This is a genomic window from Nostoc sp., assembly GCF_036917095.1.
Classification (GTDB): Bacteria; Cyanobacteriota; Cyanobacteriia; order Cyanobacteriales; family Nostocaceae; genus Nostoc.
Window position 1 is genome coordinate 64,444 of record NZ_JBALFH010000024.1, and the last position, 23,424, is coordinate 87,867.

Genomic DNA, 23,424 nt, shown 5'->3' on the forward strand with positions numbered 1-23,424 from the left:
TAAATTATTGCTTGGGTGTTGCACCTTTCAAAGGTTATATATTTGACTATTCATGAGGATGAATTGACTGTAATTTTTTCTTTGCTGAGGTAGGGGGGTTTAATTATGCCTTGAGATAGTTGAAAATGCTTACTAATAGGTTTAATGTGGGTTCTGATTAGATCAATGGCTTTGCCATCACTCTCAAAAAATAATGTGAGTTAATTTACAATCAATAAGTCTGAGTAACCAGAACTCAGCATTTAAATTTCAGGGTGTTTAGCCAAAGGTTCGTAATCAATGGTTCTACAAAAAAGCAGTGATTTAGTCCGCATTAACGCTAGAAGAACGGATGTATTCGATATTTTCAACTTCAAGCATTATGTTGGGCCCAACCCCTATTTAGATATAGGGGCGTTAGTATTTGACTTTGCTCTAGTTGAGTCTAGAGAACGTTTGCCCATTGAAGATTATATTGCAAAGATTGGCGATCGCTATCCAAATCTGGGCAGCCATAGCTACGAATCTTATGCTCATCTTTTTGCCCAAGTTGTGTCCGAAGTCGGAAAACTGGACATGGATTTGCACCTTAACCGTTGGAGTGTCAAGCCATATCCAGATTTTGTGCGGATTAGCGTCCAATCACTACACGAACGCACAACTAGAGAGGTAGCTTATTTTGTTTGGGATTGGTTTGAAGCCATTACTCAAGACGAAGACTTTACCTTTGATGAACAATTGGTGAGGCTGCAAAATAAATTCCGCGCCTCTGTTTATGGCGGCCCCACGGTTTACGCCCTATTGCGAACAGCCTACGAAAAAGGTATTCCCGCCTTTTATTTGTGGGAAGAAGGATTAATGCAATACGGTTTGGGAAAAAAACATGTCCGAGGGGTAGCAACAACATTTAACTGTGATAGTCATCTAGATTCGGAGTTCACCACCCGTAAAGATGACTGCAAGGCATTTTTGAAAACCTTGGGTTTCCCAGTCCCTGAAGGCGATATCGTCTTTACTGAAAAGGAAGCCTTGTCCGCAGCCAGACAAATTGGCTACCCAGTGGCAGTTAAGCCAGTAGTAGGTCACAAAGGAATTGGCGTTACGGCTGACGTGCAAGACTCAAAAGAACTTGCAGCTGCTTATAGTAGGGCACTGGCAGCGATTCCCGAAGATCAGCTAACTCGGATAATTGTTGAGAAAAGTATTTCCGGGTCGGATTTTCGTTTGTTGTGTGTCAATGGCAGATTTGTCGCTGCCACAGAACGCCGTCCTGCATCGGTTGTTGGTGATGGCTATTTAACGCTTGCAGAATTAATCCGCCTAGAGAACCGGAAACCTGCACGTTTAGACACGCCTACCTCGCCGATGAGTAAAATTCAGATAGATGAAGCGATGGAACTCTACCTAGAGGAACAGCGCTTATCATTGGACAGCGTGATTGAGAAGGGGCGCACTGTTTACCTGCGTAAAGTCGCTAATCTTTCCGCCGGAGGTATGAGCATCGATGCAACCCAGACAGTTCATGATGACAATATTATCTTGGCGCAAGATATTGCCCAACACTTCCAGCTGACTTGCCTTGGTATTGATGTCATGACCAAAAGTCTCTCAGAATCTTGGAAGTCTAGTAACTTTGCCATCTTGGAAATCAACGCTGCACCAGGCGTTTTAATGCATCTTAAACCTTCTGTTGGCGAAAGCGTTGATGTGCCTTCTCATATCTTAGAAACCTTTTTTGAGTCGGGTACAGATGCCAGGATACCAATTATTACCTTTAATAAAATCTCAGTTGAAGAACTGCAAGCAACAATTGACCATATCCTTTTGCAAAACCCCAACTGGACAATAGGTGCTGTTTGTCGTGATGCAGTTTTTGTGAATCGCTCGAAAAAAGTATTAAGCAAAAATTACAACGGCAACGTCCAAACTTTGCTGCGTCATCCAAAACTTGATTTACTCATTGCCGAGTATGCGGAAGATATTCTAGATGAAGAGGGGATGTTTTACCGCAGTAGTAATATGGTAGTTTTGGATAATCCTACCGAAACTGAGATGATGTTGGTACGGGATATTTTCGATGGTTCGACTGTGGTGATTAGAAAAGGCAACGATATTTCTATTCGTCGCAAAGGGTTGATTGAAGATTATTCTTTGGGTGAAGATGAACCATTTACGCGGGTTTATTTGAAAGAGACTGGAGCAATTTTGTAGTAGCGAATTCTATTCGCCTAATACATTTCAAATATTCTCTTATATCATGTCCGCTTGATTAGTTATTAGACCTGAAGAACCCCACCCCGCCAAAGCTACGCTTCGTCTCCCCCTCCCCGCAAGCGAGGAGGGGTAAGGTGTGGGATGTAATCACTGTGGGAATCATAACTGATTATGCGGACATGATATTAGACTGAAAATTGCTATTTATCCGAATTTTTCAATTTTCTAGAAGTTTAAAATATCTAATGATTCTTCTATTTCTAAATCTAATATTATTTCTCGTGTATCTTTAACTGCTTCTAGCTTACCTTCTTGACGATAGATGTCTGCCGCTTTTTGAAAATCTTCAATTGCTCCCTGTTTATCTGCTATTTCTAAACGAATATTGCCACGATTGTAATAAGCATCTGCATAATTTGAATTAATCTGGATTGCTTGGGTATAATCTTCAATTGCTCCCTGAAAATCTTCTAAATCGGAACGAGCATTACCACGGTTGTAATAAGCATCTGCATAATTTGAATTAATCTGGATTGCTTGAGTATAATCTTCAATCGCTCCTTCAAAATCTCCTAAATCTGAACGAGCATTACCACGTTTTTTATAAGCTATGGCATCTTTAGGATTAATTTTGATTGCTTGGGGAAATCCCGGTTGAGAATTTAATAAATAACGAGCAATTCCACGATTTTTATAAGCATCAGCATAATGAGGGTTAATTTTAATAGCCTGAGTATAATCCTCAATTGCTCCTTGATTATCTCCCACATGAGAACGAGCTTCAGCCCGGTTTTTATAAGCTACGGCAACATTAGGATTAATTCTGATAGCTTGAGTATAATCATTAATTGCCTCTTCTAATCGCCCCAGTTGAGAAAGAGCTAAACCTCGTTTATTATAAGATTTAGCATCATGAAGATTTATCTGAATTGCCTGAGAATAATCTGCGATCGCAGCTTCATAATCTCCTATTTGATAGTGAGATAAACCTCGTTTATAATATAAGTCAATATCACTAGATTTAACTTGTAAAGCTTGATTATAGTTGGTAATTGCATTTGAATACTCTCCTTTTTCAAAGCATTCATCACCGATTTTTACATAAAGTGTATCTAAATCTTCATTACGATATTGTAAATTATTCTCTAGTTGAGGTTCAAAATAAGATTTGCTCAACTGATTATTAATTGACTTAGATATAATTTCTTGCTTCGGGAGATATTTGTAAATTGATGGTTGTTGCCTAGAATAATTATTTATAGAAGATTGTAACTGTTCTAGATAACACCATAAACCACCACCATAAAGTAATTGTTCTATCCCAAATGAGATTTTACCAGTCTTCAACTTAATCATCCGCGTTGGGAGAAAGCCAGCCAAGAAAAGGTGATACTCAGATTGTGCTTCACTCACATCCTCTTGAATCAAAATGCAAACTACAACTGCATTTTTTTCAACCTCTTCAGAACTAATTGACCATCTAACTCTGTCAATCCGACCGTGACGAGATTTAACCTCAATACCAATAGATGGGTCACAAGTCAAGGTAAAATCTATATTACCATCGCCGCCGAATCGCTTTTCATAATCAACTTCGGTAATAAAATCAGCTAAACGTTCTTTGACAACTTCCTCACCCAACTTACCTTTGAGATAGCTAATAAAAACGTCACGGACTGGCGAAACACGTTTATATTTCTCAGCCATCAGCCAACAAAATTCCCGTAATGCCCTTAACCTTTCTCCAGAGATTATAGTTACTTCACTATATTGACCTTCTGTTTCACAATGAAGCAGAGAACCAGATGTTAACCTTTTAATAAAATCAGACTGTAGCGATCGCAGTAGTGTAATCCAGTCCATTTATGTTTCTGCGAATCTTTTGATGAGATTATTCTATTAAAATATCCATTCGGCGTAAAGCTTTAAATTAGCTTTTTAGGCGTAGTCATGTCTGATTATGCCAGAGTTTTGAGGAGTTGGGAGAGTGCGATCGCTCTTAATAATACATGAAATACTAATTAGTTAACCACCAAAATTGCAAATGACCGAAAATCACAACCCCAACCCAAAGTTTTCCACCGACTCCAGTCCCCCCTCCTCGCTTGCGGGGAGGGGGTTAGGGGGTGGGGTTCCGGGATACCCTTGGCAAACCCCACACGAACTTTGGAAAAAACTTAAGCCATTAGCGCGACAGATGCGGTGTGAACCAACTCTAGCAGAAAAGCTACTTTGGCAGAAGTTGAGACACAAGCAACTTTTGGGTTTCAAGTTCCGCCGTCAGCAAACAATTGACCGCTTTATCGTCGATTTTTACTGTAATGAAGCGCGGTTAGTAGTGGAAGTGGATGGCGAAATTCACGATTACACTCAAGAGGAAGATGCGATACGTCAAGAATTTTTGGAGAGTTTGGGGTTGCAGGTTGTGCGATTTAGAAATGAGGATGTTCTGGTGAGGATGGAGGGGGTGTTGCAGGATATTGCTGCTTGGTTGCAGAGATATAACCCCACCCCCAACCCCCTCCCCGCTCTTCGAGAGGGGGCTAATTATGTGGGTTTTGATGAGGAAGTGCGATCGCAGTAGTGTAATCCACCTCATTTATATTTCTGCGAATCTTTTGATGAGATTATTCTATTAAAATATCCATTCAAGGCATTTCCCACACTTTATAAGTTGTTCTACAGTAACCCTTTCTCCTGCAACAGTGCATCCGCTCAAGCGGCATCTGCTTCTGACAACGCTGGTACTGCTTGTTGACTATAATCTACTACCAAATCATAGCGGTAGATATCATATATCTCATTTAACAATGTCTGCAAATCTATAAATAGTTCCGTATCTCCAGAATGCAAAGGTATGGGGAAGGGTGGAATTATATCTGGTAAATTAAAAGCATATAAGTCAGCAGAAGTATAGCGATCGCCACGACAAACTAAAATTTGATAGTGACTTCTTATTTAACGCAGTCCTTTCTCCTGTAACAATGAGTTTGCCCAAACTGCATTCTCTTCTGACTATTTGGACACTGGATCTTTGCTGTAATCTATTACTAAGTCATAACAAATATCTCAAAACCAAAATTTTAAACCTAATTCTCATAGCCCCCTCATCGCTTGCGGGGAGGGGGTTGGGGGTGGGGTTCTAAGAACAACTAGTAAGGGCTGAACCACACCGATCTTCCCTTGTTAACCAACCCTTAACATCTTGATATTTCACCTGCGCCCAACCTCCCTGACAGCCTAACAATTTGACGGGCGTATTAGCAGGAATTCTTCTCACTTTTTGGCTTTGTTGATTGGTATTAGCATATAAATCCACGCCATTAGTACCGTAGCCCCGCGTTGTTAAACCTAATTTTGACACGAATACCCATCCAGTTCCTTTAAAACCATCGCTAGCATTAGTAATCTGCACCCTATCTCCAGCAGCAGCAACAACCTGAACTGTTTCGTTGATGGGTATTTGCCCCAGAATTTTACTTTTGCTACTTCTATTACTCCGCACATTTAAACCTTGCGGATCTGTATCAGTGACGTAGGCAAGAATATTGCACTTTTGAAGATTAGTTGATTTCGCTAAAGCTATTTGATTAGCTATACCAGTATTCAGCATCAGACTAATACAACTGAATGCCAATCCCATCGCTAACTTTGATGCTGGATTTTTCACTTTTTTTTATCATAATTTCTTCAATTTTATGCCATTAAATGTAGGGGCGCACATCTGTACGCCCCTACATCTCTATCTTTATCAGGTATTTACTAAAATGGTATTACCTCATATCATAGCCAAACAAATTTGGGTCTACTTCTCCTAACTGCAACTCTGCCAAACCATACTCCGCCCATCGCCTTTCTACCATCGCCGCCACATCTGGGTCTGACTCCAAAGGCGAACCCCATTCATGATCTGTTTCCGGCGGAATCTTTGTAGTCGCATCAATTCCCATCCGTCCACCTAAGCCAATCTTCTCACTGGCAAAATCCAAGGTATCAAAAGGTGTATTCGGCAGAATAAAGACATCGCGCACTGGGTCAACTTTAGAACTAATCGCCCACACAACTTGACGCGGATCGCGAATATTTATGTCTTTATCCACAACAATTACAAATTTTGTGTATGTAAATTGTGGCAAAGCACTCCAAAACGCTAAAGCTGCCCGTCGCGCTTGTCCCGGATATGCTTTATCTATGGAAATAATCGCCGCTTTGTAACTCAAAGCTTCCATTGGGAGGAAGAAATCAACAATTTCTGATACTTGCTGCCGCAGAATAGGTGTATAGATGCGATTAAGTGCGATCGCCATCATCGCTTCTTCTTTCGGTGGACGACCGCTAAATGTTGTTAAGTAAATCGGATTTTTCCGGTGCGTCATACACTCAAACCGGATTAACGGCGAATCTTCCACGCCGCCGTAATAACCCATGTGGTCGCCAAAAGGCCCATCTGGTAAAACTTCTCCGGGTGTAATCGTTCCTTCCAAGACAAATTCTGAATCTGCGGGAACTTCTAAATCTACAGTTTTACACTTCGCCAACTGCACACCAGAACCGCCATACAGGCCTGCAAACAGCCATTCTGATAAATCTACAGGGATGGGTGTGGCAGCTGCCATGATAATTAGAGGATCTACACCAAGTGCGATCGCAACTTCTAATTTTTTCCCACGTTCGGCCGCTTTTCGCAAATGCCTCGCCCCACCCCGCACTGATAACCAGTGAACCGTCATCGTATTCTGAGATTGCAGTTGCAAACGATACACACCTACATTTGGTGTACCCGTCTCACAATCTTTGGTAATTACCAACCCTAGCGTGATAATCTTGCCAGCATCATTAATATAAGGACGTATCAACGGTAACTTGTTTAAATCTAAATCATTACCTTGAAGCACAACTTGCTGACAAGCAGGGAAAAAGTCCCGTCCTGGTTTCGCCTTCACTACATCAAACAATACTTTTCCAAAATCTATCGCCTGAGAAATCTTCTTCGGCGGTTTTGGCTGTTGCAGCATACTCAGTTTTTTCCCCAGAGTTTCCAACTCTTCTGGATGCTGCATATTCATCGCCCAGCAAATCCTTTCCACAGTTCCCATCAAATTCACCGCTACAGGAAAGGAAGCGCCTTTGACGTTTTCAAACAACAACCCTGGCCCACCTTTTTGCAGCATCCGGTTGGAAATCTCAGCAATTTCTAAATCTGGGTCAACTAAAGCTGAAATTCGCTGTAATTGTCCCTTATCTTCCAAAATTTTAATGAATCCCCGCAAGTCTCTCGCCATTGTTCTAATAAAGCTGATTATTTAAGAAGTGTGAAGCGCTTTCTTATATTATGGGGCATTGGAAAGAGGCAGAGGGGCAGGGAGCAGGGAGCAGAGGGAAAAGAGGTAATTTTATTATTCTCACCTTTGCCCTTCCTTGTCCCTACTTGCCCTACTCCCTCATCTCCCCATTTGGGGAATTGTTGGTTTTAATGAGAAATTAACCTATTTAGTAACTTTTCTTAACTGTGTTTTCCAAAGTATTTAGTTATTGTATCTAGGGATACGCAATTATTTTTTAGAAATAAGCGCTAACCCGATCAAACATGGCCAGAATATACTATACCTTCCTGGCAGGCGGCCTTGTTATGTAACCCCTGCTGGGTTTATTTTTTACAACCTTAGGCTATGCCTTGCTTTTAAGTGTTTCTGAATTTTTATGAGTTTGCGTTAGCGTAGTTCAACTGTAGAGGCGTACAATTGTATGGCTCTACCAAATATATATGTAACAAGTATTTTGTGAAATGGTATCGGGAATATTTTTCTAAGTTGAGCAATTAATTTGATTAATCTTCAAGATTATGAATAAAAAATATTTTATAAATAATAATTTTTTGTAAGACGCTCAAAGTAATAATCCTACGCGAAAAAGGTGTGAGATGCTTAAGTAATAATGTTGACTTTACCAGTGTCAATATCATAACAAGCACTAACAATTTTTAGTTTACCTTCACGGAGCAATTTGGCTAAAATTGTTGAGTTTTCCTGCAATTTTTCAGTCTGATATTGAATGTTGGCTATAACGACATTCTGCATATTATCGCTTGTTATTAACTTTACCCTTTCTATAGATGGTTTAATGCCCTCAATAATCAAACCAATTCTGCCAGGAAGTGGTTCGTTTTTGATTGCTTCTGCTACTGCACCGCATCTTCTATGACCCAAAACCACAATCAACTGCGAACCCAATACTGTTGTTGAATATTCCAGACTCCCTATAACCGTGTCACTGACGACATTACCAGCAACTCGCACGACAAATAAATCTCCAAGCCCTTGATCGAAGACGATTTCCGCAGGTACTCTGGAATCTGCACAGCCTAATATGGCGGCAAAGGGATACTGAGCTTTAGCAACTAATCGGAGATGTTCTAATGATTGATCGGGATATTGACGTTTTTGATGGATAAATCTTTGATTGCCATCCAGCAAGCGCCCGATCGCTTCATTTGGACTAATTGGATTAGGGTTAACTGGATGAATATCAGCAATAGCAGTTTGCTTTGAATTCCAAAAATTATCACCAAAACCTGTAGCCGCAATACCTAATACACTGGCGAATCTTAAGAAATCACGTCGCCCTACAAATCCATTAATTCGGCTCATCAATCTACCTGATAACAACAAAGCTTTTATCAGGAATATATCAGAGCTAAACAAAATATAAGAGTACCTTATTACACGGTTTAAGAGTAATTTAATCTTCAGATATTATCGTAGTTTATAATTTATTTTATGGATAAATTAATTATTATTTAAGTCAAATATGCTTAATATTATCTGTCAAATTTAAAGCAAAGTTAAGCATAAAAACCAGTTTTTCTAATACAGAATATACTGATCAATAAAGAGTATAAATTGTGTCAAAAGCCAAGTCACTCTATTGTTTATATTTACTGTGCTTTTGGGAATACTTAATACAGTAATGGCTAGAGATATGGCTTTTTTAAATAAAATAAACTGGAATTTACTACGTAAAAATACTCCAAATAGCTCTGGGATAGATCCGTCTGCTCCAAGCCTTCACCCTGTAGTGCAGAAGAAACCTGCAACACCATCAACCGCCAAAAACCTTGCTGAATTAGAGCATGAAATGGAGTTAGAGCGGCGGGTTCTCAAAATATCCTCTCAGCCACTGCATCGCAAAGCCAAGTGGGGTATAGGTAGTAAACTTATTTGGGTAGCAATACTTATAGGCATTCCCGTTGGTGTAATTTGGGTGGCGAACCAGCCTTATCCAGCGATTCGCCGCCCGGTGATGCTCCATGCACCTTTTTTGTTGCTACCTAGTTATATAAGTATGGATAATCACTATCGAGAGGCGTTGGTATCAGTCGAGCAAGCTGAACAATTGATTGAAAAAGCTACTAGTCCCGCTGATTTGGCTTTGGGAGAACAGAAGCTACAAGAAACGCAAAAACATTTAGATCAGTTACCAACTTCTTTTGTCAACGATTGGTCAGAATACAGATATTGGTGGTATGACTCGCGCTTTAGCATCTACGGTTTTAATGCATTTCGGACTAAAGTTGGGCAGCTAGAAGCTCAGGTTTTTCAGGAAAAAAATGCTCAGTCTTTGCTTACCGATAATATGCAGACTTTCTTAAATGCAAAACAGCAATATGAACGAGCTACAACAGTAACTGATAAACAGACTGCAACAGCTGCTTGGCAAACGGCGCTTAATCAATTCGAGCAGATTCCTGGTCAAACTCTGGCAGGAAAAACTATACAAAATCAACTAGATAATTATAAACGTGAGTTTCAGGAAGTTGTTGGATTGGCAGCCGGGAACGATCGCATCAGTGCCTTAATCACCGCAGCGCGGCAATTTTCCTGGCAAGCTGCGAAAGCTGGTCAAAATCCACCGCACACCGTAACTGAATGGCGACAAATAGAAAATTTGTGGATAGAGGCAATTGAGCGGCTCAAAGATATTCCTTCAACAGACGTGGCTGGTTATACCGAAGCACAGAAATTATTAGCAATTTATGAGGCTAATTTAGGTCAAGTTAAGGTAAGACGGCAAGCTGAGGCAGATGCTGTGGAAGCTTTGGAGGCGGCTCAACGAGAAATCGAAAACTTATTGGCTTCAATTCCTACTGATGCTCATGATATGCAGCGCAATCGGGTGTTAAGTCAATTGCAGAGTATTGTTAATCAATTAGAAAAAGTGCCAAATGGCACAACAGCCTATCTGAAAGCTCAAGAGTTACTACTATCGGCAAATAATAAATTAAGGCAATTACAGATTAAATAAATGGTGGCGATCGCTTTGGTACGATCCACTTGGCTAAGTGATGTCTTTATTTAAGCACTGTCATCACCTGGCTTAAATCTGTTTAAGTCCATTTGTACTATGTGCTTTCTGTTTGATTTCTAGCCAGTTGTGGTGAGGCGGTGATGCTCGTTCTGCTTTTTTACTGCATCCACTTTAGGTGGTTAACAGAACGTGGGCGTCAACAACTGGCCGTTGGGTGGGATTTTTGAGACGGGAATCCATCCCTTGTAGAATTTTCTCAATGTCCCTGTAACCCTGCCGATATCTCAATTAAAACTGCAACAGAAAACTTTTGGATGCCAAATTGCCGAAAGCAATAGCCCTTTTAAGGTGAGCATATGTACTATCAAAGTTTTTACGGTAAGCTAATCGGCATTTAAGTTGCATGAAGGTAGGGCTGGAGCCGCTTACTACAAGCGAATCATTTTGGAAAAATGAATGACGATTAGCTTATTTCAGGTATTGGCTGGAATTTAGTAAAGAATTTATGCATTAAACTCCAAATTTTTGGACTGTAAGTTAAGCGATGCCTACGCCTGAGCCAAAATATCAAAATTGGGTTAAAACTTCATTTATTTAATAGTACAAACGTTCAGATTTTAAAGGGCTAGCCTTATAAATCCCTATCTATAACGTAATTACGAATTGTGAATTGCTAATGGGGGTTTTGGCAGATCCGGGTAATTTACATTTTCGTCACTTTTTCCTGAATGAATGTCCTGTTTTACTTCTTTAGTCGCTGTAGATGTGATTAAGAAACGCAAGGATTATTGGGGAGAATTCTTTGAGCATCGAAAACGACGGTCGCGGCAGTGGCAGAATTTGTATTAGTTATAGATAGCGTAGGCGCGGTCTGCCGTAGGCATCGCTATCGCTTGGTGAAGCTCCCTTATTAAACTGGTGTTATGTTGAACGGGAAAACTCGACTTACCACAGAATGTGCAATTATTAACAGCAAAATTGACATTCATACATTCGAGTCGCGGGAATTTAGTCTTACTGCCACTAACGGCACACCCAAAGCACTACTGTCAACATGCTTTTTGGTTCCCATTGGTGGCAACTACTTAATGTCTCTTACCTGCTCCCAGATATAGCTCACCAACTTTAGGGTCATTCAACAATTCTTCACCAGGGCCGGAGATTGCATCGCGTCCTGACTCCAGTACATATCCGCGATTAGCCATCTCTAAAGCCTTACGGGCATTTTGTTCTACTAGTACGATCGCAGTACCCGCCTGGTTAATTTGTTTAATCTGCTCAAAAACTTGTGTCACTAAGATCGGGGATAAAGCAGCAGATGGTTCATCCAAAATCAGCAAACTAGGTTCCAGCATCAAAGCTTTGCCCATCGCTAGCATCTGGCGTTCTCCTCCAGAGAGAGTACCAGCGCGTTGACGACGGCGATCGCTCAGTCTGGGGAACATGGTAAATATTTTATCTTTAATTGGTTTCAGGGGAACGTTAAGCACAAAAGCACCCATCTCCAAGTTCTCTTCAACACTGAGGGAGGGGAAAACATTGGCGATTTGTGGTACGTAGCACATTCCTCGTTGGACGATTTGATTGGACTTTAGCCCCACGATATTTTCACCTTTGAAGGTAATTATGCCTGTGTGAGGGATCAAAAGCCCAAAAATTGCTTTTGCCAAAGTAGATTTACCAGCACCGTTGGGGCCAATCACGGTTACCAATTCCCCTGGTGCAACCTGGAAGTTCACACCTTGCAGAATATCTACATCTTTGATGTATCCAGCGTGGACATTTTCAACTTCTAGTAAATAGTCATTTGTCATTGGTCATTTGTCATTGGTCATTGGTCATTGGTCAACAGTCAAGTCAAAAATAACTATTGACTGTTGACTATGGACATATTATGGGGTTTTTTGCAACTCCGGTCGTTCTTCTGGAAGAATCGCTTCTTCTACTGGGCAAACTTGGAGACATATGCCACAGTCGATGCAGGTGGCAAAGTCAATCCAGTACCAATCAGTGCCCTTGGTATTTTTGCCTGGGCCCTCATGAATACAAGCAACTGGACAAGCACCTACGCAGTCAGCGACACCTTCACAGACTTCTGTAACAATTGTGTGCGGCATGTTCTCGATTCCCTCTTTTCTAAATCAGCTATTTCTAGCCTAGCAAGGTACTGCGTACTGGTGACTGGTTAAGAAGCAGGGGAGCAGAGCAAGGAGAAAATTATTTTCCTCTGCCCCCTGCCTCCTGCACTCTGCCCCTCTGCCTCTTATGCCCAATGCCCGCTAACGCAATGGTTCAATTTTTGGGGAGCTATCTGCTTCGATCCAAGCAATTTGGGCAATGCCGCGATCGCGTGCATATTGGCGAATAGCGTCTGCATCTCTTCCCCCCAAATCAATTTCTACGCGCACCAAATCAGTAGAATCTCTGAGTTTTTGCGCGTAGGCAAAGGCGGCGGCGTTTGCACTGCCCGTCTCTGGTACTACCAAACAGTCACTCGCTGGGGTTACTTGCGGTAATTGCTGAGTAGACAGTAAAACTTGGTATAAATCTTCGATACTGAGTCCAAAGCCAATACCAGGGATGTTTTCTCCTTGAGGATGATATAGCCCCAAAAGCTGGTCATAGCGACCACCTCGGCCTAAAACTCTGGCTTGAGATTCGGTATCGTTGACAACCTCAAAGACGATGCCAGTGTAGTAATCTATAGTCTGGATGAGGCTGAGGTCGAGGATTAACGGAAATTTTTTCTCTGATTCTAGTAATTCTACTAGGGATTTGAGGTTATTCACCGCCTCTCGTTGTTCTTCATCTAGATCCAAACTACTGACTTTTTGTAATACGTCTGCACTTGGGCCGCGTAGATCGAGGATGATTTGGGCGCGATCGCGTAATTTGTCACTCAGGGGTAAATTATCTATAGTAATGCGGTCGAGATGAGCGATCGCACTGCGAACTTTGCCCTGTAAATTAGCAGGAAAGGCACTCAAGAGCGATCGGGTAATTCCCGCCTCACCTAAAATTAAATGCCAGCCCTGCAAACCTAGCGCTGCCAAACAATCTCCTACTAAAAGTAATACTTCTGCATTCGCCAGCAATCCGCCAGCACCTAACAACTCCACCCCAGCTTGATAAAACTCTTGCTGGCGATTATGCCTACTTTCCCAAGTGCGGCGAAACACATTGGCATTGTAGTACAACCGTTGCGGATAACGCAGACCTGCCATCCGAGTGACAACTGTACGAGCAATAGATGCTGTTAATTCTGGACGTAGCCCTAACTCATCATCTTCCCCATTTTGTTGTAGTTGAATCACCATCTGGCGCTGGATTGCTTCCCCCGCCATTAGAGTATCCATGCGTTCTAAAGTCGAGGTGATAATCCTGTGATATCCCCAACGGTGAAACACCTGCTGTAACCGATCTTCAATCCAGCGTTTTTTCTCCACGTCCAAGGGCAATAAATCCCTGGCTCCCGCTGCTGGTTGATACACCATTATTTTTTCTTCCCACCAAACAAACCACCGAACAAACCACCACTACCAGATTTATCTGGTTGCTTATCTCCATTATTGGGGGATGAAGTCACCTTATGATCGCTAGGTTGTTGTCCTAGAGCTTTATCTATTTTAGGTTTCCATTGCAGAGCCGCTTCGTCATTGGGGTCTAATTTGAGAGCGTTGTCGAAGTGGATTTTTGCCATTTTTAGCTGATTTTGCTTCAAATACACCATTGCAATTAAGCTATGGCAGTGACTATTTTTAGGTTCTAGCTTCAGGGCATCTTGCAACTCTACTTTGGCTTGGGCAAATTGGTTTTTGTCAATCAAAGATTGAGCGCGACGAACATACTGTTCTACAATCGAGTCTTCTTTTGGTGGCGCTGGTGCTGGTTCTGGTGGTGTATTTTTTGGTGTATTTGACTGAGGCGTACCTGATTGGACTTTGGGTTGAGCAGGTGGTGGCGACGCTGCGGATGATTTACCCGCACTCCGCATTAAATACACTAAATTCAACTCACTAACTTGGGCAACAACTTGTAGCGCTTGCTCTAAAGAATCATATTGGGTTTCGCCGATTTTAGCGATCGCACTTTTATAAAAATGATCGAGATTAGGCGTCTGGGCTAACTGTTTTGCCAAGTCGCTAGTCAGAGTTACCGAAGTAGCCTCTTGTACCAAGCGCTTGCCAATTTGCGACAAAATTAAAATATATTCCGTGCGAGTGCGATCGCCACACAGTTTTTCATAAGCTGGATTAACTAGCTTTGATAACAATTCGTTCCCTAGCTGTTTTTGACCAGCACTTTCAGTAGAACTACTGTCTGGGTGCAAACGACGGGCGATTTTGAGATAGCGTTTACGAATCTCTTTGACATCCGCATCAACTGGAACGCACAATATTGCGTGATGATCTATGAAATCATATTTAAATAGTCCACGATCTATTTTGAAAGACATATAAGATTTTGCACCAAAGGAGCAGTTAGATTCCTTTTAGTTTACCCAAAGTCGAGGGGAAAGCCCCCATCTGCTATACCCAAGCTGACAGTGGTGGAACTTGTAAAAGTTCGCAACTGAGGGAGTCATGAATATAACCATTTGTGGCAAGAATTCTACCTGACTCAATTTTGACGGTAGTACCATCGTAGGCGGTGACTTTGCCCCCAGCTTCTTGTAACAAAATTATCCCGGCGGCAATATCCCAAGGAGCAAGCCCTCGTTCCCAGTAACCATCGACACGTCCACAGGCAACATATGCCAAATCCAGCGATGCAGAACCGCTACGTCTGACTCCTTGGGTAAGATGGGTGAGGTGGCTAAATTCTGCGTAGTTGTTATCAGAGGTTTCGCGGCGATCGTAAGCAAAGCCTGTCACTAGTAAGCTCTTACTCAGTTCAGATGTTACCGAAACCTTAATGGGGCGACGGTTACGCGTTGCTCCCAAGCCAGCAGCAGCACAGAATAACTCATTGTGAAATGGGTCATAAATTACACCAAGTTGCGGAACGCCATTAATTAACAGTCCAATGGAAACGGCAAAAAATGGGTATTGATGAGCGTAGTTGGTTGTGCCATCTAAAGGATCTATTGCCCAAAGGTATTCATTATCTTGATTGCCTAATTTCCCTGATTCTTCAGCGAGGATAGAGTGCTGGGGAAAGTGGCGACGCAAAATTTCTAAAATCAACTTTTCTGAGGCTTTATCAGCAGCGGTGACTAAATCACCAGGGCGTCCTTTTTCAATAATTGCATCTTCTAACTTACCCAAATAACCTTGCAAAATAGCACCAGCAGCTAAGGCCGCTTCAGTCGCGATATCTAGAAAAATTTGTAGATTAGTCATTAGTCATTAGTCATTAGTCATTAGTCATTAGTCATTGAGAACTGGCTATTAATTGTTCTCCCCCTGCCCCTGCTCCCTCTGCTCCCTCTGCTCCCCCTGCTCCCCAAGCTCCCCCTGCTCCCCAATCCCCAGCCTTCAAAGATTTTGGCGGCGAAACTCGGCGGGAGTGAGGTGCATGGGTTTTTCTGGGTTCCAGATTCCTTGGCCCATGAGTCTAGCCCATTGTTGAGCGCGTTCTAAACGCTGGTCATATTTGTGGTTAGGCGATCGCCCAACAAACATTGCATTGCCTTGTTTTACCAATTCTTCATTCAACAACACCTTATTTTTCCACACATAAGCTAGAGTTCGTCCGATTTTGTCTTTTGCTTCTAAATCAAACTCTAGGGTTACCGATTGTTCTGCACCACCAATTAGATTCTCTAACTGTTCTTTTGCTCCTTCCCCCCAAGGCCGCTGTCGCAAATCTGGTGCATCAATACCCACTAACCGCACTTGGGAAATTAAATTTGGTTGTTCAGCCATGCCTAACACTTCCAAACTTTGCCCGCTAACTACCCGCGCTACTTTCACCTGGGCCTCATTGTTTGGTAGCTGGTTTTTACCTTGACAACTCACCAACAGCAATAAGCAAGCCAAAATCGCTATTTTTCGCACCCACTTACCAAGGCTCACAACCATCAAAAATTCTCCTATGGTCGCTGCTACCGAGCAGAACCTCTTTCCCCCAGCTAAGTGCCTCCTGCCCCCTGCCTTATTCAATTATTTATTCCTCATCTAAGGGCAAACCCGCTTTAACTTTCCCCCTAGCAAAATAGCGTCCAAACTGGAGTTCGTAGACTTCATCTTCGTCTTGTGTCTCCACCTCCAAGTCAGAACGAGGGTAACTTACACACAACAAGGCATAACCTTGCCGACGTAAATCTGGCGACAATCCGATCGCCTCTGGTTGGTAAATTTCTCCCGATATAACTCTCACCGCACAAGTGGTACAAGCCCCGTTGCGGCAGGAAAACGGCAGTTCTACTCCTTGTTTTTCGCCAGAGTGCAAAATGTAGCGGTCTTCTGGGACTTGTAGGGTGTGGGTTTTGCCAGTGGCGCGATCGCGAACTTTAATTGTGTATGTACGGGACATCTGGATTTGCGTTTTGGGATTGGGACTTTCAGATTCAATCTAAAATATCTTTCTTTATCTTTGCATTTTCTGGGATTTTATAGTACAATCGTAACTTGTGGCACCTGGAGAGGTGGCCGAGTGGTTTAAGGCGCAGACCTGGAAAGTCTGTTAGGTGGAAACGTCTACGAGAGTTCGAATCTCTCCCTCTCCGTTCTCAAACCTAGTCTAAATATATAGTTTGAAGCAGACTTATACAAATAGTCAGGTTAAAAAAGTAGCAGGATATTGTCAAATATATTCTAAATAGCTTTGAAAGTGGTTTAGCGTACCCCTGCTCTTAAGCAAGCTACGCGGAGCGCTTGGTAGAAAAGCTTACGTACTTCTACGGCGAAGCGAGTTAGGTATAGCGTCTCGTAGAGATTCTAAAGGTTTGACGCTGTATTTAACAGTCAAACCCCGAAGCTACGTCTGCCACCCAAGTCTTCTCTTCATACCTCAGGCACAGCTAAGTCTTAAATCTCACTGCTAAATTCAATACACAATCTTAGCGGGAAGTAACATTTGTTTATTTTTCACTCATAATTAAAGCATTTTGTAAAGTCGCCAAACTCCTACTTCACTATGGCAACAGCCTGATGAATGGATCGGGTAAATTAAGATAAGTAAACAAAACGCTTTGAACTAAATGGCAACTCTAAGCTTACAAGAAATTTCTACTCAGTTAGAAAGTCCGAATTTACGCGATCGCATGGTAGCCCTAGCTAATCTGCGTCATGCTTCCCCTGAAGATGCAGTTCCTTTGATTAAAAAGGTACTAGATGACGAATCTTTGCAACTGCGATCGATGGCAATTTTTGCTCTGGGAATTAAGCCGACACCAGAATGTTATGCAATTTTGGTCAGAATTCTCGAAAATGACCCCGATTATGGGATACGCGCCGATGCCGCTGGTGCTTTAGGATATTTGGGTGATGCCAGAGCCTTTGAAGTGCTTTCACGGGCATTTTATGAAGATACTGATTGGCTAGTACGCTTTAGTGCAGCCGTTTCTCTAGGTAACATTAAAGACCCCCGTGCTCGTCAAATTCTTCTTCAGGCATTGGATAGCAAAGAAGTAGTATTGCAACAAGCTGCAATCTCTGCACTAGGAGAAATTCAAGACATTGAGTCTGTCGATAAAATCCTGCGCTTCGCCCAATCAGATGATTGGTTAGTAAGGCAGCGTTTGGCAGAAGCTTTGGGAAATCTTCCCACTCCCAAGAGTGTCTCAGCTTTAAAATACCTGGAAAAAGACAATCATTTCAACGTTGCTGAGGCAGCCAGGATTGGTTTGAAGAAGCTTGAGGAAATAGGCAATCAAGCTTAATATAAAATTCCTCCTGCTACCTTTTAATAATAAAGTGGGAATTCGAGCATTTTGATGCAGGGTAATTTCATTCATGAATATTGAAGAGTTTTTTCAGTTAAGCGCTGGTAAATGGTTTTCTCATCGTACTAGTCAACATTTGGCTTTTAACCAATCTGAAAATAGCAAGTCAGACATCATAATTGAGACACTGGCACTAGATCGTCCAGAAGTTATTAAACTGTGTCAACAATACAAAATTAATCTTAGTTCCGCCTCTTGTGCTGCCAAAATTACTTGGAACGGCACAATGGAAAAGGATCAGACAAAGCAGAGTGGTTCAACTGTTTTAGTTTTGGTACCTGATGCAGATAATCCGGCCGAAGGCAAGTTGCTGCGAGAAATAGTTGATGCTAATAAAACTCCAGTTGCCGGACGCTATAAAATAGATAGTGATGATGCTTTGACCCTGACTACAGAGGATGAAACCATGAGTTCTGAGGAGCGCCTGTGGTTTGCTAGCCCCAATTTGCGAATGCGGGTGAATATCCTCAAGAATTTTGGTGGATTTAGTATCACTTCCTTCACTTCTGAGATTCGCATGGGCGGTTTTCCACCAGCCGCGAAGGCTTCGGAGACGGCTAATTCAGCATCTAGTTAGTTGGATAACAAAATATTCCCCCCATAAACAAGGGGGGAATATTAATTGCTGGCAACTGAGTTGTGGACAAAAAGAGATTTTGAATATTGTTTATAATCTCAATCACAAAATATCAAACTGTGGTTGATTGCATAGCTGAGGAAAAGATTTAGATATACTTCTCTCTGCATTGATACTGTTTAAATTTGTAAAAAGTTAGCGATCGCCTGCGGTAGCGGCAAAACAATTACAATCAACAAAGCCATTGCCAGTAATCCCCAAATGTCACGTCCGTTATCCAATTCACTAACATCATTCAGCGCAGGTTCATCAATCAATGGCATAAACAATAAAATAATCGCCCACACCAAGAATTCTTCCCGAACTAAAGAAAGTAATAGCAATAGCACGCGAGCAACTTGACCAATTACCATCGCAGTTCGTTGTCCAAACATCGCATGGACAATGTGACCTCCATCTAATTGCCCTACAGGCATTAAATTTAAGGCTGTGACAACTAATCCAAGGAAACCGGCTACTGCAACTGGGTGCAAATCAAGGGCTGATTTTGCAGTTAAGTGACTTCCTAAAGCTAACTTTGAGAGTAATGCCAGTAAAATTGAATACTTAGGATTAAGGGCATCAAGATTCAAAAGTCGGGTTTTTTCAGTCAGCGTAACCACGTCAGAATGAGCCAAGCCCCATATTAATAATGGCAAAGTCACCACAAAGCCTGCAATTGGCCCAGCGATACTAATATCAAATAAAGCTTTGCGGTTGGGAATGGGACTACGCATCTGAATAAATGCGCCAAAAGTTCCCAAAAAGAAAGGCACGGGAATAAAGTAGGGCAACGTTGAGCGAATATTGTAAAATTTAGCTGTCAAATAATGCCCAAGTTCATGAATGCCCAAAATAGTCATTAACCCTAAGGCATAAGGCAATCCTTTGAATAGGATATCTGGGTTAGATAGAAGTTTGAACAAAGATCCAATTTCCCAGATAGGCGGAAGATTAACACCAGCGTTTTCTACCCCCACCAAGGTAGTAGTTACCAAAGTAGCTGCTAGTAATATAAGCGCTAATCCTGGTCTAGTTAACCGTTCCTGGTTGCGTTGTGGTGTATTTGTCTGTTTAGCAGCTTGAGTATTGGGAACTAGCACAAAGAAAGGTTGGCCATTGAAACCTTCTTGAAAGATCAGCACGAAGCGATCGCCAAATTGTGCTTCAATATTAGTCTTAATCTGCTGGTAGGCATTGCTGGCTTTAGTTCGCAACTGACCGCGGCAAATCACCGCTTGTGGTCGATACTCAATATTTTGAACGTAGTATACAGACCAAGGAAAACAATTCCGCAATTGGGTTTCTTCGGTTGGCTCAATAGGACGCGCTATTGGTTCTGGGGTAGGCTGGATAGTCGGCTGTGATTCAGAACCTTGGGCTTGGGCTTCGGTCTGTGTATCTCTTGGCACTCGACGCCCCCATTGAAACAATGTCCAGTACAACAGCGTGCTGATAAATAACGACCAAATTATCAGCGCTGGTGGCGGAGGTTGTTTCGGCCCGTACATCAGCGTCCATCCACTCAACAGAAATGCTGGTGTCATTAAAACCAGCCACAACAACCATACTGGCGTCCGAGTAATATGAGCGACGCTGTGCTGCACCATTAGATAAGTAGCTAGCCCCAGTAGGAGGATAAACAGAAACCAAAATGCCATGTTATCTTAAGTAATTTGGACAAAATGCCCCACCAGTAGTTTCAGCACCATAGCATTAACTACAAGGCAAACCTCAAACGCCAATTTTATTCACAACGGTTAACAGTGCTGGTTAACGCTCAAGTTTCAATTCTTCAGAATTTCCACACTGTAACCACATTGTCCACAACTCCTCAGTTTCGGTTCTTTAATCGTGTGCCCTTTACCTCAACAGCCAAGTCATACAACTAAGCCACCACGGGCTGTCTTCCCTGACGAAGTTCCTAGCGGAAGTTCTCTGCAATCGGATTTCGCACAAGAGAGCACTTTTGCCTTTCCACCCAATCGGGACACCTTAGGGGGAACCTCTTATTTTATTGTAAGAAATGAAGGCAATATCCTCATAGATTGCCCTGCCCTAGACCAAACAAATCAAGATTTTTTGCGATTGCATGGAGGCTTACGTTGGTTATTTATCACCCATCGAGGCGCTATTGGCAAGGCCGCTGAAATTCAGCAAATCTTTGGCTGCGAGGTGCTGATTCAAGAGCAAGAAGCCTATTTGTTACCAGGCTTAACCGTAACTACCTTTAGACAGGAATTTATTCTTGATGCAGCAACACAAGCGATTTGGACACCAGGCCATTCTCCTGGCTCATCTTGCCTCTATTATAGTGAACTTGGAGGTATATTGTTTTCTGGTCGCCATTTACTCCCTAACCAGCAAGCTCAAGCAGTACCATTACGGACAGCTAAAACCTTTCACTGGCCAAGGCAAATTCAGAGTCTTCAATTATTGTTAGAACGTTTTACACCAGAAACTCTCCGGTATATTTGTCCTGGAGCTAATACAGGCTTTCTCAGAGGCGAGCGTTTCATAGATCGAGCTTATCAACACATCGCCTCTCTGGATTTACCAGCTTTGTTGCGGATACAACCCCTCTAAGAGGTAGCAGGGCTGTTTCATTCGCGATCTTAAGGATTTTGTCAACAGCATAGGCAATAAATTTGCGGAAGTTAATAATCGAACCAAAGAGAATGGAGGATAGTTTTTCACCTGATTAGACTCTAGTTTAAAACTATAAAATCTTTGTCCTGACAATCCCAGTTTTGCCAACTCTGACATTGCTTCTACCAGCTTTTCCTCGTTAAAAAAATATAAGCAATGCTTCCCTGTAGACGATAAAGTTCTTACTTATCTCTAAACTCTTGCACTCCTGGCAGAGATGTTATTAAGTTTTGCTGCTCAATTTCAATATCGCTGCTAGAAGTTTGTAGGTTGTAATTATATAGTTCAGCTTCCAGACAAGGAATGATTTTCATAGTTAATTTAGACTTTCAAGTTATTGTTTGACTATCCGCCAATCTAGAAACTAATTATCTACTGCAACGCCTGAAAGCCTATCAGGGGTTAGCTCTGCTCGCCACCCGTTGGAAAAACTCAAATGATTATGCGTTCGTGTGTCGCATCCAGTTTGTTGTCGAATTTGAATTTCCAGATATGGCAGAACGAAAACTGATTTGGCAGCGCATTTTCCCCTGAATTTATGGGAGTTTATAGCCTCAAAACTTTGTTAAATAAGCAATCCGAGGATTTACTAACAATTTATATTTTTTAGCTTTCTTTATAAGAGCAAAAACTCGTTGAGGGAGTTATGATAATACTTTGGGAAATCATCAAAAAGCGATCGCCACATCTACATCTTGGTGCTCTCTTACCCTCTGTCTGCTGTGCCCAATCTCCAATGTAAGTTTTCTAACGTTTGTTAACCAAGATATTGTCCTGGGAATTATAACGCTAGTATACAGAAATTCTCGTAAAAACTTATGAGCGCCAAAGTTGATGGAACTATAAGGATCGCTGGTTACCAAATTATAGAGCAACTCTATTCAGGTTCTCGTACCCAAGTGTATCGGGCAGTTCGAGAATGCGATCGCTTACCAGTTGTCATCAAGCTCTTAAAACGAGAATACCCAACTTTTAGCGAATTAGTTCAGTTTCGCAACCAATATGCGATCGCTAAAAATTTAGATATTCCTGGCATTATCAAACCCTACAGCCTGGAAGGCTATGACAATGGCTATGCCTTAGTCATGGAAGACTTTGGTGGCATTTCCCTGCGGCAATTTACTCAAGGAAAAACACTAACATTAGATCAATTCCTACCCATTGCTCTGCAACTGCTAGACACGCTACACCGGTTACATCAACAGCGCGTCATTCACAAAGATATTAAACCAGCCAACATCCTGATTCACCCTGACAGCAAAGAAATCAAGCTGATTGACTTCAGTATTGCCTCGCTTTTACCACGAGAAACCCTGGAGATCCAAAGCCCCAACGGATTGGAGGGAACGCTAGCTTATCTCTCACCAGAGCAAACCGGACGGATGAACAGAGGTATTGACTACCGCAGCGACTTTTATTCATTAGGCGTGACTTTCTTTGAACTCCTGAGCGGACAATTGCCCTTTGAATCCGATGAACCGATGGAGTTGGTGCATTGCCACATAGCGAAACTTCCACCGTTCCTGTGCGATTTCAACTCCGATTTGCCCTTGATGCTGGGCGAGATTGTTCGCAAACTGATGGCGAAGAATGCCGAAGACCGGTATCAAAGTGCGTTAGGACTTAAACATGACTTAGTTACTTGCTTAGAACAGTGGCGAGAGACAGGTAAGCACACTTGGTTTGATTTGGGACAACGAGATATTAGCGATCGCTTTCTGATCAGAGAAAAACTCTACGGACGGGAATCGGAAGTGCAGACGTTACTGGAGGC

General features: G+C 42.2%; 21 protein-coding genes and 1 tRNA gene. 8 read left to right on the top strand and 14 right to left on the bottom strand.

Going from position 1 to position 23,424, the window contains the following annotated elements:
• The first annotated feature begins 279 nt into the window (after positions 1–279).
• Complete coding sequence (locus V7L01_RS13105) at positions 280–2,190, top strand: acetate--CoA ligase family protein (protein WP_335035350.1); 1,911 nt, start codon at positions 280–282, stop codon at positions 2,188–2,190.
• A gap of 228 nt (positions 2,191–2,418) precedes the next feature.
• Here V7L01_RS13105 and V7L01_RS13110 read toward each other — a convergent pair whose 3' ends face one another.
• On the bottom strand, positions 2,419–4,056 hold the full coding sequence (locus tag V7L01_RS13110; RefSeq protein WP_335035352.1) for a tetratricopeptide repeat protein: 1,638 nt from the start codon (positions 4,054–4,056) through the stop codon (positions 2,419–2,421).
• 181 nt (positions 4,057–4,237) lie between these two features.
• On the opposite strand from V7L01_RS13110, the gene V7L01_RS13115 reads away from it, so the two are divergent.
• A complete protein-coding gene (locus V7L01_RS13115) occupies positions 4,238–4,777 on the top strand; it encodes an endonuclease domain-containing protein (RefSeq protein WP_335035354.1) in 540 nt (179 codons plus the stop codon).
• A 131-nt stretch (positions 4,778–4,908) separates the two neighbouring features.
• On the opposite strand, the gene V7L01_RS13120 is transcribed toward V7L01_RS13115, so the two are convergent.
• The 4 genes from V7L01_RS13120 to V7L01_RS13135 form a co-directional block, all read right to left on the bottom strand.
• Entirely contained in the window at positions 4,909–5,151 is a 243-nt protein-coding gene (locus tag V7L01_RS13120) for a DUF4058 family protein (RefSeq protein ID WP_335035390.1), read from the bottom strand.
• A gap of 184 nt (positions 5,152–5,335) precedes the next feature.
• Entirely contained in the window at positions 5,336–5,863 is a 528-nt protein-coding gene (locus V7L01_RS13125; protein WP_335035356.1) for an SH3 domain-containing protein, read from the bottom strand.
• A gap of 103 nt (positions 5,864–5,966) precedes the next feature.
• Complete coding sequence (locus V7L01_RS13130) at positions 5,967–7,475, bottom strand: UbiD family decarboxylase (RefSeq protein ID WP_335035358.1); 1,509 nt, start codon at positions 7,473–7,475, stop codon at positions 5,967–5,969.
• 642 nt (positions 7,476–8,117) lie between these two features.
• A complete protein-coding gene (locus V7L01_RS13135; protein ID WP_335035360.1) occupies positions 8,118–8,840 on the bottom strand; it encodes a carbonic anhydrase in 723 nt (240 codons plus the stop codon).
• A 331-nt stretch (positions 8,841–9,171) separates the two neighbouring features.
• Between V7L01_RS13135 and V7L01_RS13140 the strand changes: the two genes are divergently transcribed.
• Positions 9,172–10,494: a hypothetical protein gene (locus V7L01_RS13140; protein WP_335035362.1), complete on the top strand. Its 1,323-nt coding sequence runs from the start codon at positions 9,172–9,174 to the stop codon at positions 10,492–10,494.
• A gap of 1,088 nt (positions 10,495–11,582) precedes the next feature.
• Here the strand turns inward: V7L01_RS13140 and V7L01_RS13145 are convergent.
• The 7 genes from V7L01_RS13145 to V7L01_RS13175 all read right to left on the bottom strand — a co-directional run bounded on the left by V7L01_RS13145 (position 11,583) and on the right by V7L01_RS13175 (position 16,974).
• Entirely contained in the window at positions 11,583–12,311 is a 729-nt protein-coding gene (locus tag V7L01_RS13145; protein WP_335035364.1) for an ABC transporter ATP-binding protein, read from the bottom strand.
• Between the two features lie 78 nt (positions 12,312–12,389).
• Positions 12,390–12,614 (bottom strand): indolepyruvate ferredoxin oxidoreductase subunit alpha, encoded by a 225-nt coding sequence (locus V7L01_RS13150; protein WP_335035366.1) that lies wholly within the window; start codon positions 12,612–12,614, stop codon positions 12,390–12,392.
• Positions 12,615–12,776: 162 nt separating this feature from the next.
• The gene (locus V7L01_RS13155) at positions 12,777–13,991 is read right to left on the bottom strand and encodes an ATP phosphoribosyltransferase regulatory subunit (RefSeq protein ID WP_335035367.1); all 1,215 of its coding nucleotides are present in this window, start codon (positions 13,989–13,991) and stop codon (positions 12,777–12,779) included.
• On the bottom strand, positions 13,991–14,953 hold the full coding sequence (locus V7L01_RS13160; protein WP_335035369.1) for a J domain-containing protein: 963 nt from the start codon (positions 14,951–14,953) through the stop codon (positions 13,991–13,993). The genes V7L01_RS13155 and V7L01_RS13160 overlap by 1 nt, the downstream gene beginning before the upstream one ends.
• A 73-nt stretch (positions 14,954–15,026) precedes the next feature.
• Positions 15,027–15,839, bottom strand: a complete 813-nt coding sequence (locus V7L01_RS13165; RefSeq protein ID WP_335035371.1) for an inositol monophosphatase family protein — start codon at positions 15,837–15,839, stop codon at positions 15,027–15,029.
• Between the two features lie 135 nt (positions 15,840–15,974).
• On the bottom strand, positions 15,975–16,520 hold the full coding sequence (locus V7L01_RS13170; RefSeq protein ID WP_335035372.1) for a thermonuclease family protein: 546 nt from the start codon (positions 16,518–16,520) through the stop codon (positions 15,975–15,977).
• 85 nt (positions 16,521–16,605) lie between these two features.
• Positions 16,606–16,974, bottom strand: coding sequence for a 2Fe-2S iron-sulfur cluster-binding protein (locus V7L01_RS13175; RefSeq protein ID WP_335035374.1), 369 nt, complete (start codon positions 16,972–16,974; stop codon positions 16,606–16,608).
• A gap of 106 nt (positions 16,975–17,080) precedes the next feature.
• Between V7L01_RS13175 and V7L01_RS13180 the strand changes: the two genes are divergently transcribed.
• The 3 genes from V7L01_RS13180 to V7L01_RS13190 all read left to right on the top strand — a co-directional run bounded on the left by V7L01_RS13180 (position 17,081) and on the right by V7L01_RS13190 (position 18,962).
• Positions 17,081–17,167: transfer RNA gene (locus V7L01_RS13180), tRNA-Ser, on the top strand.
• A 474-nt stretch (positions 17,168–17,641) separates the two neighbouring features.
• Positions 17,642–18,322: a HEAT repeat domain-containing protein gene (locus tag V7L01_RS13185; protein ID WP_335035376.1), complete on the top strand. Its 681-nt coding sequence runs from the start codon at positions 17,642–17,644 to the stop codon at positions 18,320–18,322.
• A gap of 73 nt (positions 18,323–18,395) precedes the next feature.
• The gene (locus V7L01_RS13190) at positions 18,396–18,962 is read left to right on the top strand and encodes a phycobiliprotein lyase (protein ID WP_335035378.1); all 567 of its coding nucleotides are present in this window, start codon (positions 18,396–18,398) and stop codon (positions 18,960–18,962) included.
• Between the two features lie 179 nt (positions 18,963–19,141).
• Here V7L01_RS13190 and V7L01_RS13195 read toward each other — a convergent pair whose 3' ends face one another.
• Complete coding sequence (locus V7L01_RS13195; RefSeq protein WP_335035380.1) at positions 19,142–20,662, bottom strand: site-2 protease family protein; 1,521 nt, start codon at positions 20,660–20,662, stop codon at positions 19,142–19,144.
• 193 nt (positions 20,663–20,855) lie between these two features.
• Between V7L01_RS13195 and V7L01_RS13200 the strand changes: the two genes are divergently transcribed.
• A complete protein-coding gene (locus V7L01_RS13200) occupies positions 20,856–21,587 on the top strand; it encodes an MBL fold metallo-hydrolase (protein ID WP_335035382.1) in 732 nt (243 codons plus the stop codon).
• Positions 21,588–21,832: 245 nt separating this feature from the next.
• On the opposite strand, the gene V7L01_RS13205 is transcribed toward V7L01_RS13200, so the two are convergent.
• Positions 21,833–21,964 (bottom strand): hypothetical protein, encoded by a 132-nt coding sequence (locus tag V7L01_RS13205; RefSeq protein WP_335035384.1) that lies wholly within the window; start codon positions 21,962–21,964, stop codon positions 21,833–21,835.
• Between the two features lie 504 nt (positions 21,965–22,468).
• Between V7L01_RS13205 and V7L01_RS13210 the strand changes: the two genes are divergently transcribed.
• The coding region (locus V7L01_RS13210) for a serine/threonine protein kinase (protein WP_335035386.1) at positions 22,469–23,424 on the top strand (956 nt) is incomplete at its 3' end.

Excerpts from the sequence above, each read along its gene's own strand:
- V7L01_RS13110 (WP_335035352.1), bottom strand. The coding sequence starts at position 4,056 with ATGGACTGGATTACACTACTGCGATCGCTACAGTCTGATTTTATTAAA.
- V7L01_RS13130 (WP_335035358.1), bottom strand. The coding sequence starts at position 7,475 with ATGGCGAGAGACTTGCGGGGATTCATTAAAATTTTGGAAGATAAGGGA.
- V7L01_RS13105 (WP_335035350.1), top strand. The coding sequence starts at position 280 with ATGGTTCTACAAAAAAGCAGTGATTTAGTCCGCATTAACGCTAGAAGA.
- V7L01_RS13145 (WP_335035364.1), bottom strand. The coding sequence starts at position 12,311 with ATGACAAATGACTATTTACTAGAAGTTGAAAATGTCCACGCTGGATAC.
- V7L01_RS13155 (WP_335035367.1), bottom strand. The coding sequence starts at position 13,991 with ATGGTGTATCAACCAGCAGCGGGAGCCAGGGATTTATTGCCCTTGGAC.
- V7L01_RS13190 (WP_335035378.1), top strand. The coding sequence starts at position 18,396 with ATGAATATTGAAGAGTTTTTTCAGTTAAGCGCTGGTAAATGGTTTTCT.
- V7L01_RS13160 (WP_335035369.1), bottom strand. The coding sequence starts at position 14,953 with ATGTCTTTCAAAATAGATCGTGGACTATTTAAATATGATTTCATAGAT.
- V7L01_RS13140 (WP_335035362.1), top strand. The coding sequence starts at position 9,172 with ATGGCTTTTTTAAATAAAATAAACTGGAATTTACTACGTAAAAATACT.
- V7L01_RS13150 (WP_335035366.1), bottom strand. The coding sequence starts at position 12,614 with ATGCCGCACACAATTGTTACAGAAGTCTGTGAAGGTGTCGCTGACTGC.
- V7L01_RS13135 (WP_335035360.1), bottom strand. The coding sequence starts at position 8,840 with ATGAGCCGAATTAATGGATTTGTAGGGCGACGTGATTTCTTAAGATTC.
- V7L01_RS13195 (WP_335035380.1), bottom strand. The coding sequence starts at position 20,662 with ATGGCATTTTGGTTTCTGTTTATCCTCCTACTGGGGCTAGCTACTTAT.
- V7L01_RS13165 (WP_335035371.1), bottom strand. The coding sequence starts at position 15,839 with ATGACTAATCTACAAATTTTTCTAGATATCGCGACTGAAGCGGCCTTA.
- V7L01_RS13205 (WP_335035384.1), bottom strand. The coding sequence starts at position 21,964 with ATGAAAATCATTCCTTGTCTGGAAGCTGAACTATATAATTACAACCTA.
- V7L01_RS13115 (WP_335035354.1), top strand. The coding sequence starts at position 4,238 with ATGACCGAAAATCACAACCCCAACCCAAAGTTTTCCACCGACTCCAGT.
- V7L01_RS13170 (WP_335035372.1), bottom strand. The coding sequence starts at position 16,520 with ATGGTTGTGAGCCTTGGTAAGTGGGTGCGAAAAATAGCGATTTTGGCT.
- V7L01_RS13175 (WP_335035374.1), bottom strand. The coding sequence starts at position 16,974 with ATGTCCCGTACATACACAATTAAAGTTCGCGATCGCGCCACTGGCAAA.
- V7L01_RS13185 (WP_335035376.1), top strand. The coding sequence starts at position 17,642 with ATGGCAACTCTAAGCTTACAAGAAATTTCTACTCAGTTAGAAAGTCCG.